The 13,835-nt window shown below is 70.6% G+C and carries 16 protein-coding genes; 6 read left to right on the top strand and 10 right to left on the bottom strand.

Annotation, left to right across the window (positions count from 1 at the left end; genetic code table 11):
• Positions 1 to 16 precede the first annotated feature (16 nt).
• Positions 17 to 940 carry a DUF58 domain-containing protein gene (locus ASG60_RS16405; protein ID WP_056360815.1) on the bottom strand — a complete coding sequence of 308 codons (924 nt, stop codon included), beginning with the start codon at positions 938 to 940 and terminating at the stop codon, positions 17 to 19.
• An 8-nt stretch (positions 941 to 948) separates the two neighbouring features.
• Positions 949 to 1,953 (bottom strand): AAA family ATPase, encoded by a 1,005-nt coding sequence (locus tag ASG60_RS16400; RefSeq protein WP_056172704.1) that lies wholly within the window; start codon positions 1,951 to 1,953, stop codon positions 949 to 951.
• A 260-nt stretch (positions 1,954 to 2,213) separates the two neighbouring features.
• On the opposite strand from ASG60_RS16400, the gene ASG60_RS16395 reads away from it, so the two are divergent.
• The 3 genes from ASG60_RS16395 (at position 2,214) to ASG60_RS16385 (ending at position 4,700) form a co-directional block, all read left to right on the top strand.
• The gene (locus ASG60_RS16395; RefSeq protein ID WP_056386615.1) at positions 2,214 to 3,113 is read left to right on the top strand and encodes an alpha/beta hydrolase; all 900 of its coding nucleotides are present in this window, start codon (positions 2,214 to 2,216) and stop codon (positions 3,111 to 3,113) included.
• A 45-nt stretch (positions 3,114 to 3,158) separates the two neighbouring features.
• Positions 3,159 to 3,869, top strand: a complete 711-nt coding sequence (locus tag ASG60_RS16390) for an MgtC/SapB family protein (RefSeq protein WP_056386613.1) — start codon at positions 3,159 to 3,161, stop codon at positions 3,867 to 3,869.
• A gap of 147 nt (positions 3,870 to 4,016) precedes the next feature.
• Complete coding sequence (locus ASG60_RS16385) at positions 4,017 to 4,700, top strand: SDR family oxidoreductase (protein WP_056266819.1); 684 nt, start codon at positions 4,017 to 4,019, stop codon at positions 4,698 to 4,700.
• Between the two features lie 60 nt (positions 4,701 to 4,760).
• On the opposite strand, the gene ASG60_RS16380 is transcribed toward ASG60_RS16385, so the two are convergent.
• Positions 4,761 to 5,090 carry a hypothetical protein gene (locus tag ASG60_RS16380; RefSeq protein ID WP_244473084.1) on the bottom strand — a complete coding sequence of 110 codons (330 nt, stop codon included), beginning with the start codon at positions 5,088 to 5,090 and terminating at the stop codon, positions 4,761 to 4,763.
• A 227-nt stretch (positions 5,091 to 5,317) separates the two neighbouring features.
• Between ASG60_RS16380 and ASG60_RS16375 the strand changes: the two genes are divergently transcribed.
• Complete coding sequence (locus ASG60_RS16375; RefSeq protein WP_056386611.1) at positions 5,318 to 6,196, top strand: NlpC/P60 family protein; 879 nt, start codon at positions 5,318 to 5,320, stop codon at positions 6,194 to 6,196.
• On the opposite strand, the gene ASG60_RS16370 is transcribed toward ASG60_RS16375, so the two are convergent.
• The 4 genes from ASG60_RS16370 to ASG60_RS16355 form a co-directional block, all read right to left on the bottom strand.
• Positions 6,174 to 6,632 carry a low molecular weight phosphatase family protein gene (locus tag ASG60_RS16370; RefSeq protein ID WP_056172687.1) on the bottom strand — a complete coding sequence of 153 codons (459 nt, stop codon included), beginning with the start codon at positions 6,630 to 6,632 and terminating at the stop codon, positions 6,174 to 6,176. The genes ASG60_RS16375 and ASG60_RS16370 overlap by 23 nt on opposite strands.
• 141 nt (positions 6,633 to 6,773) lie before the next feature.
• Positions 6,774 to 7,271, bottom strand: coding sequence for a UPF0262 family protein (locus tag ASG60_RS16365; RefSeq protein WP_056386746.1), 498 nt, complete (start codon positions 7,269 to 7,271; stop codon positions 6,774 to 6,776).
• Between the two features lie 7 nt (positions 7,272 to 7,278).
• On the bottom strand, positions 7,279 to 8,574 hold the full coding sequence (gene hisD, locus ASG60_RS16360) for a histidinol dehydrogenase (protein ID WP_056172684.1): 1,296 nt from the start codon (positions 8,572 to 8,574) through the stop codon (positions 7,279 to 7,281).
• Positions 8,571 to 9,038: a DUF2948 family protein gene (locus tag ASG60_RS16355; RefSeq protein ID WP_056172680.1), complete on the bottom strand. Its 468-nt coding sequence runs from the start codon at positions 9,036 to 9,038 to the stop codon at positions 8,571 to 8,573. The genes hisD and ASG60_RS16355 overlap by 4 nt, the downstream gene beginning before the upstream one ends.
• 312 nt (positions 9,039 to 9,350) lie before the next feature.
• On the opposite strand from ASG60_RS16355, the gene ASG60_RS16350 reads away from it, so the two are divergent.
• Positions 9,351 to 9,665 carry a hypothetical protein gene (locus ASG60_RS16350; protein ID WP_056267120.1) on the top strand — a complete coding sequence of 105 codons (315 nt, stop codon included), beginning with the start codon at positions 9,351 to 9,353 and terminating at the stop codon, positions 9,663 to 9,665.
• A gap of 38 nt (positions 9,666 to 9,703) precedes the next feature.
• On the opposite strand, the gene murA is transcribed toward ASG60_RS16350, so the two are convergent.
• Positions 9,704 to 10,993 carry a UDP-N-acetylglucosamine 1-carboxyvinyltransferase gene (gene murA / locus ASG60_RS16345; protein WP_056172677.1) on the bottom strand — a complete coding sequence of 430 codons (1,290 nt, stop codon included), beginning with the start codon at positions 10,991 to 10,993 and terminating at the stop codon, positions 9,704 to 9,706.
• Between the two features lie 136 nt (positions 10,994 to 11,129).
• Entirely contained in the window at positions 11,130 to 11,360 is a 231-nt protein-coding gene (locus ASG60_RS16340; RefSeq protein WP_056386610.1) for a hypothetical protein, read from the bottom strand.
• A gap of 424 nt (positions 11,361 to 11,784) precedes the next feature.
• Here ASG60_RS16340 and hemA point away from each other — a divergent pair, with 424 nt between their 5' ends.
• Positions 11,785 to 13,101: a 5-aminolevulinate synthase gene (gene hemA, locus ASG60_RS16335; protein ID WP_056386606.1), complete on the top strand. Its 1,317-nt coding sequence runs from the start codon at positions 11,785 to 11,787 to the stop codon at positions 13,099 to 13,101.
• Between the two features lie 3 nt (positions 13,102 to 13,104).
• Here the strand turns inward: hemA and ASG60_RS16330 are convergent, their stop codons facing one another.
• The gene (locus ASG60_RS16330) at positions 13,105 to 13,623 is read right to left on the bottom strand and encodes a TspO/MBR family protein (RefSeq protein WP_056306257.1); all 519 of its coding nucleotides are present in this window, start codon (positions 13,621 to 13,623) and stop codon (positions 13,105 to 13,107) included.
• Positions 13,624 to 13,835: the final 212 nt, after the last annotated feature.

The following is a 13,835-nucleotide window of genomic DNA, read 5'->3' as shown; positions in this document are numbered from 1 at the left end:
TCCGCCGGTGCGGGTTTCACAGCACCGCATCGAGCCGTTCCATGAGGGGAGCGTAGGCCTCCGGTCCGGCCTCGACATCGAGGCGCAGGCCCTCGATGCCGCGGCGGGCATACTCGACGAGGCGGGCATCGGCGTCGCCGGGCGGGCGGTCCGCCCGGTTCGCCTGCACCGTGCCGCGCCGGCCGTCTTGGGTGGCGAAAGGGTAGAAGCCCGGGGGGCGGGCCCGCTCGAAGGCGTCGCTGACCAGCACCAGACGGATCGACAGGCGCTCGGCCATCACCGTGAGGAGGTGCTCGAAATCCGCGCCCGGATTGTCGAGGGCGGTGCCGAGGACGAGGTGTCCACCGGAGGGCAGCAGGCTCTGGGCCAGGGTCAGGGCGCGCGACAGGGGCGGGTCCTGGGTCGCGGCGTCCGCCAGGGCCTGGGCATGGGCCATGGCCAGCGCTCCCGTGACGGCCGTCATGGCACGCTCGCCCCCGGCGGGGCGCACCACCACGGGCTCGCCCGCGCCCACCGCCACGAGGCCGACCCGGCCGCCATCGCCGGCCACCCGCCAGCCGAGGAGCACGAGGGCTTCGGCGGCGGCCACCGAGCGCAGGGCCCGGCGGGTGCCGAACAGCATCGAGGGGCGGACATCCACGAGGAGCACCACGGCGCGGTCGCGCTCGTCGTGATGGGTGCGGACATGCAGGATGCCCGTGCGGGCGGTGGCGTTGCGGTCGATGTGGCGGCGGTCGTCGCCCTCCGACCACAGGCGCACGTCGTCGGGCTCGGAGCCGCGCCCGCGCCGCCGGGTGACGATGCCGCCGGGCAGGCCCGCCAGGGTGCGCGTCGCCGGCGAGGTGCCGCGCCGGGCGAGGTGGCGCAGCCCCATGAGGGCCTCGCCCGAGAGGTGGATGCCGGGCGCCTGCGTCGGATCGGCGACGGACGGGGAGGCCATGGCGGGGCTCAGAGCGCCCGCACCCGCTGGACGAGGTCGCGGATGATGCCGCGCGCGGTCCTGCCCTCGGCCGCCGCCCGCCAAGTGAGGCCGATGCGGTGGGCCAGGGCGTCGGCGGCCAGATCCGCGATGTCCTCGGGGACGACGTGGTCGCGTCCACGCAGGTAGGCGCGCGCCTTGCCGGCGAGCATGAGGGCCAGGGTCCCGCGCGGCGAGGCCGGGTGCTCGATGGCGGCGCGCAGATCCGGCGCGGCCGAATCCGTGCGGGTGCCGGCCACCAGGCGCACAAGGTAGTCCTTCAGGGCGGGCGCGACGTAGACGGCCAGCGCCGCCTCCCGCGCGGCCCGGATCTCGGCAACCGAGAGTTTCACCGGCATCGCCTCGGCGTGGTGGTTCAGCTCGCCCTCGACGAGGTCGAGGATGCGGCGCTCGGCGGCCTCGTCGGGCATCTCCACCACCACGTGGAGGAGGAAGCGGTCGAGCTGGGCCTCCGGCAGGGGGAAGGTGCCGGCATGCTCGATGGGGTTCTGGGTCGCCACCACCATGAACGGGTCGGGCAGGCCGTGGGTGTGGCCCGAAACGGTGATCTGGCCCTCGGCCATGGCCTCCAGCAGGGCCGACTGGACCTTGGGCGGGGCGCGGTTCACCTCGTCGACGAGGACGAGGGAGTGGAACAGGGGGCCGGGCAGGAACTCGAAATCGCCGGCATCCTGACGCCACACGGTGGTGCCGGTGAGATCGGCCGGCATGAGGTCGGGCGTGCACTGGATCCGGGCGAAGCTGCCGTCGAGGCCGTCCGACAGGCGCTTGACCGCGCGGGTCTTGGCCAGGCCCGGCGCGCCCTCGATGAGGAGGTGTCCGCCGGTGAGCAGGCCGATGAGTAGGCGCTCCACCATGATGTCGGCGCCGATGAGCCCATGCAGCAGGCCGTCGCGCAGGGCGAGAACCCGCGCGTGCAGGGCTTGATCGAGGGGCGGCGCGGCCGGACGCTCGGCCAGCACGGCACCGCTCATGCGCACGACTCCGCGCGGGCGAAAACAGCCTTCGGGGCAAGGACGGTCAGCCGTACCATGCGCGTCTCCTCGACGATTTTTGGTGCGGGTTCTTAAGCGACCCACGTCGTCCGGGTGTGCCGGTGCGGGGCCCCAGCGTCAATCCCGCGGGCGCGGCCCGATGGCCGCACGGTCGATGTCGGGCAAATTGCCCGACGGCGCGTGGTCGGCCGCCGGGGGCGGCCCTACATCCGGCTCTCCATCGTCGGAGCCCGCGCCCCGTGACCACGGACCTCTTCCCCGGTTTCTCCGCCCCCTGGATCGACATCCCCGTCGGGCGCTTCTTTGCCCGGATCGGCGGGCCGGAGGACGCACTGCCCGTCCTGCTGCTGCACGGCTTTCCCCAGACCCATGCCTGCTGGCACCGGATCGCACCGGCGCTGGCCGAGACCCACCGGGTGATCTGCCTCGACCTGAAGGGGTACGGCTGGTCGGCCGCCCCCGAGGGCGATGCCCGGCATGAAACCTATGCCAAGCGTACCCTCGCCCGGGACGTCGTGGCCGTGATGGAGCATCTCGGGCACGTGCATTTCGCGCTCGTCGGTCACGATCGCGGCGCGCGCATCGGCTACCGTTTGGCCCTGGACGAGCCCGGCCGGGTCGCCCGCCTCGCGCTGCTCGATATCCTGCCGACCCTGGTGCAGTGGGAGCGTATCGAAGCGTCGAGCGGGTCCGCGCATTGGAAGGATCTCGCCCGTCCGGCGCCCGAGCCGGAGAACGAGATCGGACGCGATCCCGACGGCTATTTCGAGGGCCTGCTGCGCGACTGGAGCAATGCCAAGTCGCTCGATCCCTTCGCGCCCGCCGCCCTCGCCCTCTACCGGCAGGGCTGGGCCGTGCCCGAGCGCATCCATGCGATGTGCGAGGATTACCGGGCCGGGGCGACCCGCGACCGCGAGGCGGATCTCGCCGATCTCGCCGCCCAGCGCACGATCCCCTGCCCGACCCTGATCCTAACCGGCGACGGATATCTCGACCGCAGCGCCGAGGCGCCCCTCACCGCTTGGCAACGCACCTTCGCGCCCAACGCGACGGGCGTCGATCTCATATCGGGGCACTTCCTCGCGGAGGAGAACCCCGAGGGCACGTGCGACGCACTGCGCGCCTTCCTGGCGGCATAGGCGGATCCGTCACGGTTCCGTCACGCGGGATCGCGATGACACGGCATGCTCCTGTCCTCGCCGCTCCCCGAATTCGTCAATTCCGCCGTCAGCCTCATCGTCGCCTTCGCACTCGGCACCCTCATCGGAGCCGAGCGGCAGTATCGGCAGCGCACGGCGGGCCTGCGCACCAACGTCCTCGTGGCCGTGGGGGCGGCCGCCTTCGTCGATCTCGGCATGCGCCTGGAGGGGGCGGCCGGCGGCACCCGCACGGTGGCCTACGTGATCTCCGGTGTCGGCTTCCTCGGCGCCGGCGTGATCATGAAGGAGGGCATGAACGTGCGTGGCCTCAACACGGCAGCGACCCTGTGGTGCTCGGCCGCCGTCGGCGCCTTCGCGGGCGCGGACTTCCCCCTGGAAGCCGCCTTCGTCACGGCGACCGTGCTCGCCGGCAACACCTTGCTGCGCCCCCTGGTCAACGCGATCAACCGGGCGCCGATCGACGAGAGCCAGACGGAGGCGACCTACGAGGTCCAAGTGACCGTGCAGGCGGAGTCCGTCGGCCCCGCGCGAGACCTTCTCGTCGAACGCCTCGAGGCGGCGAACTACCCCGTCGGCGGGATCGAAGTGGTGGAGCGCGGCGAGGACACCGTCGAGGTGGTGGCGACCCTCGTCGCCACGGCGGTGGCGGCGGCCGAACTCGACGCCGTGACGACGGCCCTCGAACGCATGCCCCTCGTCACCCACGCCACATGGTCGGTACAGACCGCCGATTGATGGCCCAATACCGCGTGCGCCTGCGCACCTCCAAGGCGTCCCGGCGCATTGCCGCAGGATGATCCGCGACCGACCTCAGACGCATCGGGTCCACGCGCGACCAGGCTCCGCCCTGGCCACGATCCCGGACCGTGAGGATCGAACACCATGGCAGACCAGAAGAACGCACTCATCGTCGGGGCCTCGCGCGGCCTCGGTCTCGGCCTCGTCGAGACGTTCCTACAGCGCGGCTGGCGGGTCACCGCCACCCAGCGTTCGACCGCGCCGGGGCTCGCAGCCCTGTCGTCCGACGCATTGCGCATCGAGACCGCCGATATCGACGACGATGGCGCCGTCGCGTCCCTCCGCGAAACCCTGTCGGGCGAACGCTACGACCTGATCTTCGTGGTCGCCGGCGTCGCGACGCAGGCGCATGAACCGCTCCACGCCGTTCCGCGCGACGTGGCGGCCCAGGTCTACCTCACCAATGCGGTGAGCCCGATCCGCTTCGCCGAAGCCTTCCTCGACCGGCTCGCGCCGAAGGGCCTCGTCGCCTTCATGAGTTCGGTCCTCGGCAGCGTCGGCCTCAACGAATCGGGCGGCTGGGAGAATTACCGGGCGAGCAAGGCGGCGCTGAACACGCTGGCCCGCAGCTTCGAGGTCCGCCACCGCGACGCCGGCTTCGGCGTGATGCTGATGCATCCGGGCTGGGTCCGCACCGAGATGGGCGGGGCGGACGCGGACATCGACGTCGCCACCAGCGTCACCGGCATGTCCGACGTCATCGAGGGCCGCCTCGGCCAGACCGGCTGCGTCTACGTCGACTACACTGGCAAGACGCTCGACTGGTAGTCGAGACGCTCGACTGGTGGTCGAGGACCGATCGCCCCGAGCGACCGGGGCGGTCCGAACCTACCGGCTCAAGGGCGGACGCCCGCGCCGCTCGACGATGACGGGCGGACGGGTGCGGCGCTCGACGATCACCGTACGCGGCGCACGGTTCGGGCTGCCGGCCGTCAGGATGCGTTCGGGCATCCGTTCGGGCTTGGCCTTCGCGGCGGCCAGGACATGCGGGCGGATCTCGTCGGCAGGCAGGCCGATCAGGCCGGCGGCGATCTCGACCTGATGCTCGACCTCGTCGGCGAGATCCTGCGCGGCGGCCACCGCCTCCGGAATCGTCGGTGGCTCCCGGCGCACGCGGATCGGCGGCAGGTCCTTGAAGGATTTCGGGGTCTTCTTCACGGCAGGACTCGCGCTCGGCATTCCATCACCATACGCCGCGGACAGGCTATGTGCAGTGCACAAAATCGCGTTCGGCGGTTGCGTCGCGGACATCGCTGGGGAATTGAGTTCACGGAGCCGGACGCTTCGGTTTCCACGCAAAGGATGCGCCGGCCGCAAACCGCCTTTCGAGACGTGTCGAAATGACGCACCGTTGCGGCCACCAACGGCGCGACGGATAAGTGGTCATGCTCGACGACCTTGCCGATCTCTCCGACCCGCGCCTCATCCCGGCCCGACCCGATCTAGCCGACATCCGCCTGCGCGGCAGGATCGCGGCGGCCCAATACGTCGTGGGCGAGGCCCGCCGGGTGGTGGTGCCGTCGGCCCCCCTGCGGCGTGCGCCCCGGTTCGATGCCGCCGTCGACACCGAGGCGGTGATGGGCGACGCGGTGACCCTCTACGAGGCCGAGGAAGGCTTCGCCTGGGTCCGACTCGGACACGACGGCTATGTCGGCTACCTGGCGGAGGCCGCCCTCGGGCCGGTCGATCCCGCGCCGACGCATCGGGTCACGGCCCTGCGGACCTTCCTGTATCCCGGCCCCGACCTGAAGCTCCCCGCCACCGGATACCTCACCCTCGGCGCCCGCCTGTCGGTGGTGGGCGAAGCGGGCGGGTATCTCCGCCTCGCCACGGGCAACCATGTCTTCGCCGGCCATTGCGCCGCCCTTGATCGGACGGACACGGATTTCGCCGCCACCGCCGAACGTCTCGTCGGAACCCCCTACCTCTGGGGTGGCCGCACCAGCCTCGGCCTCGATTGCTCGGGCCTCGTCCAGCTCTGCCTCGACCTCGCCGGGATCGCGGCGCCCCGCGACGCCGACCAGCAGGAGGGCGGTCTCGGTGCAGCCCTCCCCCCCGGCCTCGACGGGCTCGCGCGCGGCGACCTCGTGTTCTGGCGCGGCCATGTCGGGCTGATGCTCGATGCCACCCGGCTCATCCACGCCAACGGCTTCCACATGGCGGTGGCGGTGGAGCCGCTGCGCGACGCCGTCGCCCGCATCCTGGAGAAGAGCTACGGACCCGTGACCTCGATCCGACGACTCATCCCTTCAGCCGCGACTTGATGCGGTAGATCAGGCCGTCGCGCACGTCGCGATAGCCGTCGAGGCGCTGGTCGCGGGAGCCTTCGTGAAAGTTCGTCGGGTCGGGCGTCGGCCAGTACTCCACCTCCACGGCGTTGGTGCGGGTGAGCTCCAGGGCGGCGTGGTGGGCCTCGGGCGCCAGGGTAACGATGAGGTCGAAGTTCAGCCCCTCCCACTCCTCGAGTTCGGCGAGCGTCCGCGGCTTGTGGCGCGTCGCATCGATGCCGATCTCGTCCAGCGCGGCCACCATGAACGGATCGGCGGGCTCGCCCGAGCGGACCCCGGCCGACTGCACGTAGATCGACTTGCCGAAGTAGTGGCGCGCGATGGCCTCCGCCGCCAGCGAGCGCACGGCGTTGAAGTTGCACATGAACAGGGCGGATTGGACACGCTTCTTCGGGCCGGCCTCGTCCGCCATCCGGTCACTGTCTCCGGGCGCTGGAGTCGACGGCTCCAGGTCTTAGTGAACGATATCTTGGTGGACGAGGTCTTGGTGGACGCACGAAGCCTTCGGGGTGCGGCTGCCGCGCGATGGACGTCACGTTCGGGAGAGCGCCGCTCAGGCCTTCCAATGCAAGGCAAAGACCAGGGTGAACAGGCGCCGCGCGGTCTGGTGGTCGAGGTCGACCTTGCCTTCAAGGCGCTGCTTCAACAGGTCCGAGGCTTCGTTGTGCAGGCCGCGCCGCCCCATGTCGATGGCCTCGATCTGGGTCGGCGAGGCCGTCTTGATGGCGTTGTAGTAGCTCTCGCAGATCATCTCGTAATCGCGGATCACCCGCCGGAACGGGGTCAGCGACAGGAGGTGCGTCATCACCGGATCGCCGGATTCCTGGCGGATCGCGAAGGCGAGCTTGCTCTCGACCAGCCCCAGGGTGAGGGCGAACGGCCCCTCGCGCCCCGGAATCGCGAAGCTGTTCTCTTCGAGGATGTCGAAGATCGCGATGGCGCGCTCGTGCTCCTGGTCGGGGTTGCCCCGGCCGATGGACTCCTCGTCGAGGGTCACCGCCACGAGGCGGTTGGGAGATTTCGGCTCCGTGGATTTGGCCGCGCCGGGCATCATCGCCTCACAGGTTCAGGCGGATGGCCACCGAGCGGGCGTGGCCTTCGAGACCCTCCGACCGTCCGAGGGCGATGGCCGAGGGTCCGAGCGCCCGCAGGCTCTCGGGGTCGCAGCGCAGGATCGTCGTGCGCTTCATGAAGTCGAGGACGCCGAGCCCGGACGAAAACCGCGCCGAGCGCGCCGTCGGCAGGACGTGATTGGGGCCGCCGACATAGTCGCCGATGGCCTCCGGCGTGTGCGAGCCGAGGAAGATCGCCCCGGCGTTGCGCACCTTCGCGGCCAAGGCCTCGGCATCGTCCGTCTCGATCTCGAGGTGCTCGGGCGCTAGGCGGTCGACCAGGGGCACCGCCTCGTCGAAGTTCCGCACCACGACGATGGCGCCGTAATCACGCCAGCTCGCCCGGGCGATCTTCTCACGCGGCAGGGTGACCAGGGCGCGCTCGACGGCCTGCTCGACGGCGTCGGCAAGCTCGGCCGAATCGGTGATGAGGATCGATTGGGCGGCCTCGTCGTGCTCGGCCTGAGCGAGAAGGTCGGCCGCGACCCAGTCCGGATTGGCGTGGGAATCGGCGAGGATCAGCACCTCGGACGGGCCGGCGATCATGTCGATGCCGACCTGCCCGAACACCCGGCGCTTGGCCGCCGCGACCCAGGCATTGCCCGGCCCGACGATCTTGGCCACGGGCGCGATGGTCTCGGTTCCGTAGGCCAGGGCCGCCACGGCCTGGGCACCGCCGACACGGTAGACCTCGTGGACGCCGGCGAGATCGGCGGCGGCGAGCACGAGGGGGTTCATCGCCCCCTCCGGCATCGGCACCACCATGACGACGCGCGGCACCCCGGCGACGCGGGCCGGAATCGCGTTCATCAGCACCGAGGAGGGATAGCTCGCCGTCCCGCCGGGTACGTAGAGGCCGACGGATTCGAGGCCGGTCCAGCGCCAGCCGCTGGTGACCCCGAGGGCGTCCGTGCCCATGTGGTCGCCCGGCACCTGGCCTGCATGGAAGGCTTCGATGCGGGTGGCGGCGAAGCGCAGGGCTTCCAGGGCGTCGGCCGGACACGCGGCGATGGCGGCCCGGATCTCATCGGCCGTCACCCGCAGGGTCGCGGTGGTGAACGCCTCGCCGACGCGGTCGAAGCGGCGGGTGTAGTCGACGAGGGCCGCGTCGCCGCCCGCGACCACGCCCGCGATGATGCCCCGAACGGTCTCGTCGACATCCTCCGAGATCTCGCGCTTCACCGTGAGCAGGCGGGCGAAGCTGTCCGCGAAATCGGCGGCGCCGGAATGGAGGCGGATCATGCGTTGCGTCCCTCGACGGCGGCGCGGGCGGCGGCGACGGCCTCGTGATCGGGTCGGCCATCGACCTCCCAGACGGGTCCGAGATCCTTCATGCGCACCTCGATGCATTCGAGGTCGAGCTGGATCGCGGCATTGCCGGCGAAGATCAGGGTGGCGGTGCCGGACGGAGCCTCGCCCGGCGTGAAGGTGACGGCCAGGAGTTCGAGGGGGGTGTCGGACGACGCGCCCGGTACGATGCCGCGGCTGCGCACGCCGAGCACCCGCTCGAAATGCACGCCCGTCAGGCGTCGACGCGGCGCCGTCCCCTCCTCCGTCGACCAGTCGAACCGCCGGGCCACCAGCACGAAACGATGGGTGTCGGTGAGATAGGCCAGATCCTCGGCCCGCAGGATCGCGTCCTGCAGGTGAGCCGAGATCACCGCGAGGTCGTCGGCATCGAGGGCGGCGAGCTTCAGAAGCTCCATGGCGGGGTGTCGCGCTCTTCGGATTGAACCGGGCCGATCCCGGAACATGGCAACTCTTGCGTCCCGTAGGTAGCGAGGCCGTCGGCCCACGGCAACCATGGGCGCGCGGGCGTTCGTACGACGGGGCGCGGGACGGCGTGGCGCGGGACGGCGTGGCGCGGGGCGGCGTGGAACGAGAGGTCTCAGCCGTCGTTCATCCGCATCGGTCTAGGTCTCGTCCCCGAGACCCTCCAAGCTCGGCCCCCGCGACCCATCGGCGAACACGTCGGCTCGGGCGACGGGGATGACGGAAAGGACAGTTCGGTGAAGCGCATTCTCCTGGCGATCGCGACGGCCGCGACCCTCGGTACCGGCCTCGGCGCGTTCGAGGCCAAGGCTCAGTATTACGGCGGCGGCTACGACGACGACCGTCCCCGGCGTTTCGAGCGCCGCTACGACGAGGACCGCTACGAGCGCCGCCGTGACCGCTACGACGATCGCTTCGACGGACGTCCCCGCGGCGGACGCGGCGGCAGCATCTGCGTCACCGCGCGCGGCAATTGCGGCACGCGGCCCGCGCCCTACAACGCCCCCTGCGGCTGCGAGATTCCCGGCTTCGGTTTCAAGCGCGGCGCCGTCGGCGGCTGATCATTCCGCGCCGGCCCGTCGGGGCCGGCGCGCCTCACCTACGAGCGGACGCGGGTGATCTCGGCGCCGCAGCGCGCGAGCTTGGCCTCCAGGGCCTCGAAGCCGCGATCGAGATGGTAGACCCGGTTGATGCTGGTCTCACCCTCGGCCGCGAGCCCGGCGATGACCAGCGACACCGAGGCGCGCAGATCCGTCGCCATGACGGGCGCTCCCTTGAGACGCTCGACGCCCTCCACGATGGCGAGATCGCCTTCGAGGCGGATCCTGGCGCCGAGGCGTGCAAGCTCCTGCACGTGCATGAAGCGGTTCTCGAAGATGGTCTCGCGGATGTTGGACTGGCCCTTGGCCAGGGTCATCAGGGCCATGAACTGCGCCTGCAGGTCCGTGGGAAAGCCCGGGAACGGATCGGTGGTGACATCGACGGCCGCGATGCCGCCGCCGTTGCGGCGGATGCGGATGGTGTCGGTGCCTACCGTGATCTCGGCGCCCGTGGTCGACAGCACGTCGAGGGCCGAGTGCAGCAGGTCGGCCCGGGTGTTCTCCAGGGTGACGTCGCCGCCGGTCATCGCCACCGCCATGGCGTAGGTCCCGGTCTCGATCCGGTCGGGCAGCACGTCGTGGCGGGCGCCGTGCAGGCGCGAGACACCCTCGATGGTGATGCGCGGCGTACCAGCGCCCTCGATCCGGGCCCCCATCTTGGTGAGGCAGGCCGCGAGATCGACGACCTCGGGCTCGCGTGCGGCGTTCTCGATGAGGGTCGAGCCGTTGGCGAGCGCCGCCGCCATCAGCGCCACGTGGGTGCCGCCGACCGTGACCTTGGGGAAGTGGATCTCACCCCCGCGAAGACCGTTCTTGGCCTTCGCCACCACGTAGCCGCCGTCGACCTCGACGGTGGCGCCGAGGCGCTCGAGCGCCATCAGCAGCAGGTCGACGGGCCGCGTGCCGATGGCGCAGCCGCCCGGCATGGAGACGCGGGCCTCGCCGAAGCGCGCCAGCAGGGGCGCGATCACCCAGAAGCTCGCCCGCATGGTCGAGACGAGTTCGTAGGGCGCCGTGGTGTCGATGACGTTCGAGGCGGTGAGCCGGATGGTCTGGCCGGTCTCGGTGGTCTGGCCGGGACGCTTGCCCACCACCATGTGGTCGACGCCGTGGTTGCCGAGGATGCGCAGGAGCGCGTTGATGTCGGCGAGCCGCGGCACGTTGCCGAGCTCCAGGGTCTCGCCGGTCATCAGGCTGGCGATCATCAGGGGCAGCGCGGCGTTCTTGGCACCCGAGATCGGGATCACGCCGTTGAGCGGCCTGCCGCCGATGATGGTGATGCGGTCCATTGCTGTCCAACCTTACGCTCTGGTCCCGCCCCCGGGGGACGTTCGGACCGGTCTCGCGGAGAGCCCGCGGCCCGCCTTCCATGTCGTTGAGCCGGCGTATACGCGAGTTTTGTCGGAAAAGGGATTGCGGCCCAGCTCAGGCCGGATCGCCCTCGGAGGGTTGCGGCGGATCGCCATCCGGCGGACTGGCGTCCGGCGAATTCGCATCGGACGGATCGGGAGGATCCGGGGGCGTGGGTCCGATCCCGTCCCGAACCCTGCCGTCCGGCGCCTCGGAGCGACCGCGCACCTGCGCCTTGCGGCGTCGGAGATTCTCCCGCAGGGCCGCCTTGAGGCGCTCGGCCCGCCTGTCCGTCTGATCGGTCATGGTTCTCCAAGCGGCCTCGGGGTGGCACGCCAACGCTTCAATCCGCTCGCGGCTTCGATGGGAAGCCGATTTTTCGATCGTCGCATCGGCGTCCTGCCGCGAAACCCGGACGGAGCGGCTCCCACGCGACGCATCGCCACGACGACGGCGCCTATCAGGCGGCCTGACCTGGCGGCACCGTCAAGCTGCAGACCAGGGCTGCGGTTGTCGACTTGAACCAATTCCAAGTTCGCCTGTATCGTGCCGTCCGCGCTGGGGAAGCCAGCCACGACGCGGAGCGTTCGCTGTCTCCCGAACAGGCGGTGACGACACTTTGCTAAAACCAATCGCGAAGACCCCGTCTGGCAAGAGGGTCCGCGCGGAAACGACCCCGCCAGAGGCCGCGATCCCACCGCCGGCCAATCAGCCCAAGCGTGAAGGACGGATGCCCGTGAACCGGATGCCCGCGACGAGCGAGATCACCGAGAGCCGCAAGATCCAGAAGACCCGTCCGGGTCGGACCCAAGCCGATTACGACGCCTACTTCCGCACCGCCCTCGACCACCTCCACACCGAGCGCCGCTATCGCGTCTTCGCCGATATCGAGCGCATTGCCGGACGCTTCCCCACGGCGCATTGGCGCAAGCCCGACGGCGGCACCTCCGAGATCACCGTGTGGTGTTCGAACGACTACCTCGGCATGGGCCAGCACCCCGACGTGGTCGGCGCCATGACCCAGACGGCGGCGCGCTGCGGCGTGGGCGCCGGCGGCACCCGCAACATCGCCGGCAACAATTCCCCCCTGGTGGACCTCGAGCGCGAACTCGCCGACCTGCACGGCAAGGAGGCGGGCCTCGTCTTCACCTCGGGCTACGTCTCGAACCAGGCCGGCATCTCGACCATCGCCAAGCTGCTGCCGAACTGCCTGATCCTGTCGGACGCGTTCAACCACAATTCGATGATCGAGGGCGTGCGCCATTCGGGCTGCGAGAAGCGCATCTTCCGCCATAACGATCTCGCCCACCTCGAAGAGCTCCTCATCGCGGCGGGCGATCGCCCGAAGCTGATCGCCTTCGAGAGCGTCTATTCCATGGACGGCGACGTCTCCGACATTGGAGCCATCTGCGACCTCGCCGAGAGCTACGGCGCCATGACCTACCTCGACGAGGTGCACGCCGTCGGACTCTACGGCCCGCGCGGCGGCGGCATCTCCGAGCGCGACGGGGTGATGCACCGCGTCGACGTCATCGAGGGGACCCTGGCCAAGGGCTATGGCTGCGTCGGCGGCTACATCACCGGGTCCACCGTCCTGTGCGACGCCGTGCGCAGCCACGCGCCGGGCTTCATCTTCACCACCGCCCTGCCGCCGGCCATCGCCGCCGCAGCTCGCGCCTCGGTCCGCTACCTCAAGCGCTCGAACGTCGAGCGCGAGGCGCACCAGCGCCAGGCCAATCGCACCAAGATCGCCCTCGAGGCCGCCGGCCTGCCGGTGCTGCACACGCAGACCCATATCGTGCCGGTGATGGTCGGCGATGCCGAGCTGTGCAAGGCGGCGGCCGACCATCTGCTGGAGCATCACGCCATCTACATCCAGCCGATCAACTACCCGACCGTGCCGCGCGGCACAGAGCGCCTGCGCATCACCCCCTCGCCGTTCCACGACGACGCCAGGATCGCCAAGCTGACGGCGGCGCTCATGGAGACCTGGGACACCCTCGACCTGCCGCGCGCCGGCACCGTGTTCGTGGAAGCCGCCGAGTAGGGCTCAGTTCAGCCGCCAGAGCGCGAAGTTCAGAACCGTCGCGAAGCCGACCCAGGCCGCGTAGGGCACGAGCACTCCGGCGGCGGCACGGTCGAAGCGCCAGGACAGGCGGATGGTCCAGAGGATCATCACGAACATCGCCCCCGAAACCACCACGCCCGTGCCGATGGCGTGAGCGGCGAAGAAGGTTGGGGTCCACGCGGCATTGAGCGCAAGCTGGACCGCGAAGGCGATCACCGCCAGCCGCCAGCCCTCCCGGGTCGGCCCCGTGCGCGGCTTGGCGCCCAGGAGCCGCCACGCCGAGAAGGCGATGAGTCCGTAGAGGATCGTCCACGCGACGGGGAACGCCCAGTTCGGCGGGTTGAAGGACGGTTTGGCGAGATTCGCGTACCAGCCCTCGATGTTGGAGCCCGTCGAGAGCGACCCGACCACGCCCGTGAGGACCACGGGCAGGATCGCCGCCGCCAGACGGGGATAGCGGGGCAGGGCCGGCTGGCCGGGCACATGCAGGGTAGCGGTCATCCGTCTCGGGGTCCTGGTTTCAGTGTCTCTGGGCGACAAGTCTCGGAGCGGCCGACACGGCTACCGGGGGCGACACGGTCTTCGGAGGCTGGCGTCGGAACGCTGTTCGAGGGGCCATGGTTTCATGAGGCCGGCCCCGGACTCGGACCATACGACGGGTCCGTGCCATGGGGTCCGTGCCACGGGGCCGGTGCCGTCGCCAGGAACGCGTC

Source organism: Methylobacterium sp. Leaf469 (genome assembly GCF_001424745.1).
Classification (GTDB): Bacteria; Pseudomonadota; Alphaproteobacteria; order Rhizobiales; family Beijerinckiaceae; genus Methylobacterium.
This window is presented reverse-complemented; position numbering and strand designations above follow the sequence as displayed.

Bases quoted from the DNA above. Each gene is read 5' to 3' on its own strand.
- hemA (WP_056386606.1), top strand. From the start codon at position 11,785: ATGCCCGTGAACCGGATGCCCGCGACGAGCGAGATCACCGAGAGCCGC.
- murA (WP_056172677.1), bottom strand. From the start codon at position 10,993: ATGGACCGCATCACCATCATCGGCGGCAGGCCGCTCAACGGCGTGATC.
- ASG60_RS16370 (WP_056172687.1), bottom strand. From the start codon at position 6,632: ATGGCGGACGAGGCCGGCCCGAAGAAGCGTGTCCAATCCGCCCTGTTC.
- ASG60_RS16375 (WP_056386611.1), top strand. From the start codon at position 5,318: ATGCTCGACGACCTTGCCGATCTCTCCGACCCGCGCCTCATCCCGGCC.
- ASG60_RS16405 (WP_056360815.1), bottom strand. From the start codon at position 940: ATGGCCTCCCCGTCCGTCGCCGATCCGACGCAGGCGCCCGGCATCCAC.
- hisD (WP_056172684.1), bottom strand. From the start codon at position 8,574: ATGATCCGCCTCCATTCCGGCGCCGCCGATTTCGCGGACAGCTTCGCC.
- ASG60_RS16385 (WP_056266819.1), top strand. From the start codon at position 4,017: ATGGCAGACCAGAAGAACGCACTCATCGTCGGGGCCTCGCGCGGCCTC.
- ASG60_RS16355 (WP_056172680.1), bottom strand. From the start codon at position 9,038: ATGGAGCTTCTGAAGCTCGCCGCCCTCGATGCCGACGACCTCGCGGTG.
- ASG60_RS16340 (WP_056386610.1), bottom strand. From the start codon at position 11,360: ATGACCGATCAGACGGACAGGCGGGCCGAGCGCCTCAAGGCGGCCCTG.
- ASG60_RS16390 (WP_056386613.1), top strand. From the start codon at position 3,159: ATGCTCCTGTCCTCGCCGCTCCCCGAATTCGTCAATTCCGCCGTCAGC.
- ASG60_RS16365 (WP_056386746.1), bottom strand. From the start codon at position 7,271: ATGCCCGGCGCGGCCAAATCCACGGAGCCGAAATCTCCCAACCGCCTC.
- ASG60_RS16400 (WP_056172704.1), bottom strand. From the start codon at position 1,953: ATGAGCGGTGCCGTGCTGGCCGAGCGTCCGGCCGCGCCGCCCCTCGAT.
- ASG60_RS16330 (WP_056306257.1), bottom strand. From the start codon at position 13,623: ATGACCGCTACCCTGCATGTGCCCGGCCAGCCGGCCCTGCCCCGCTAT.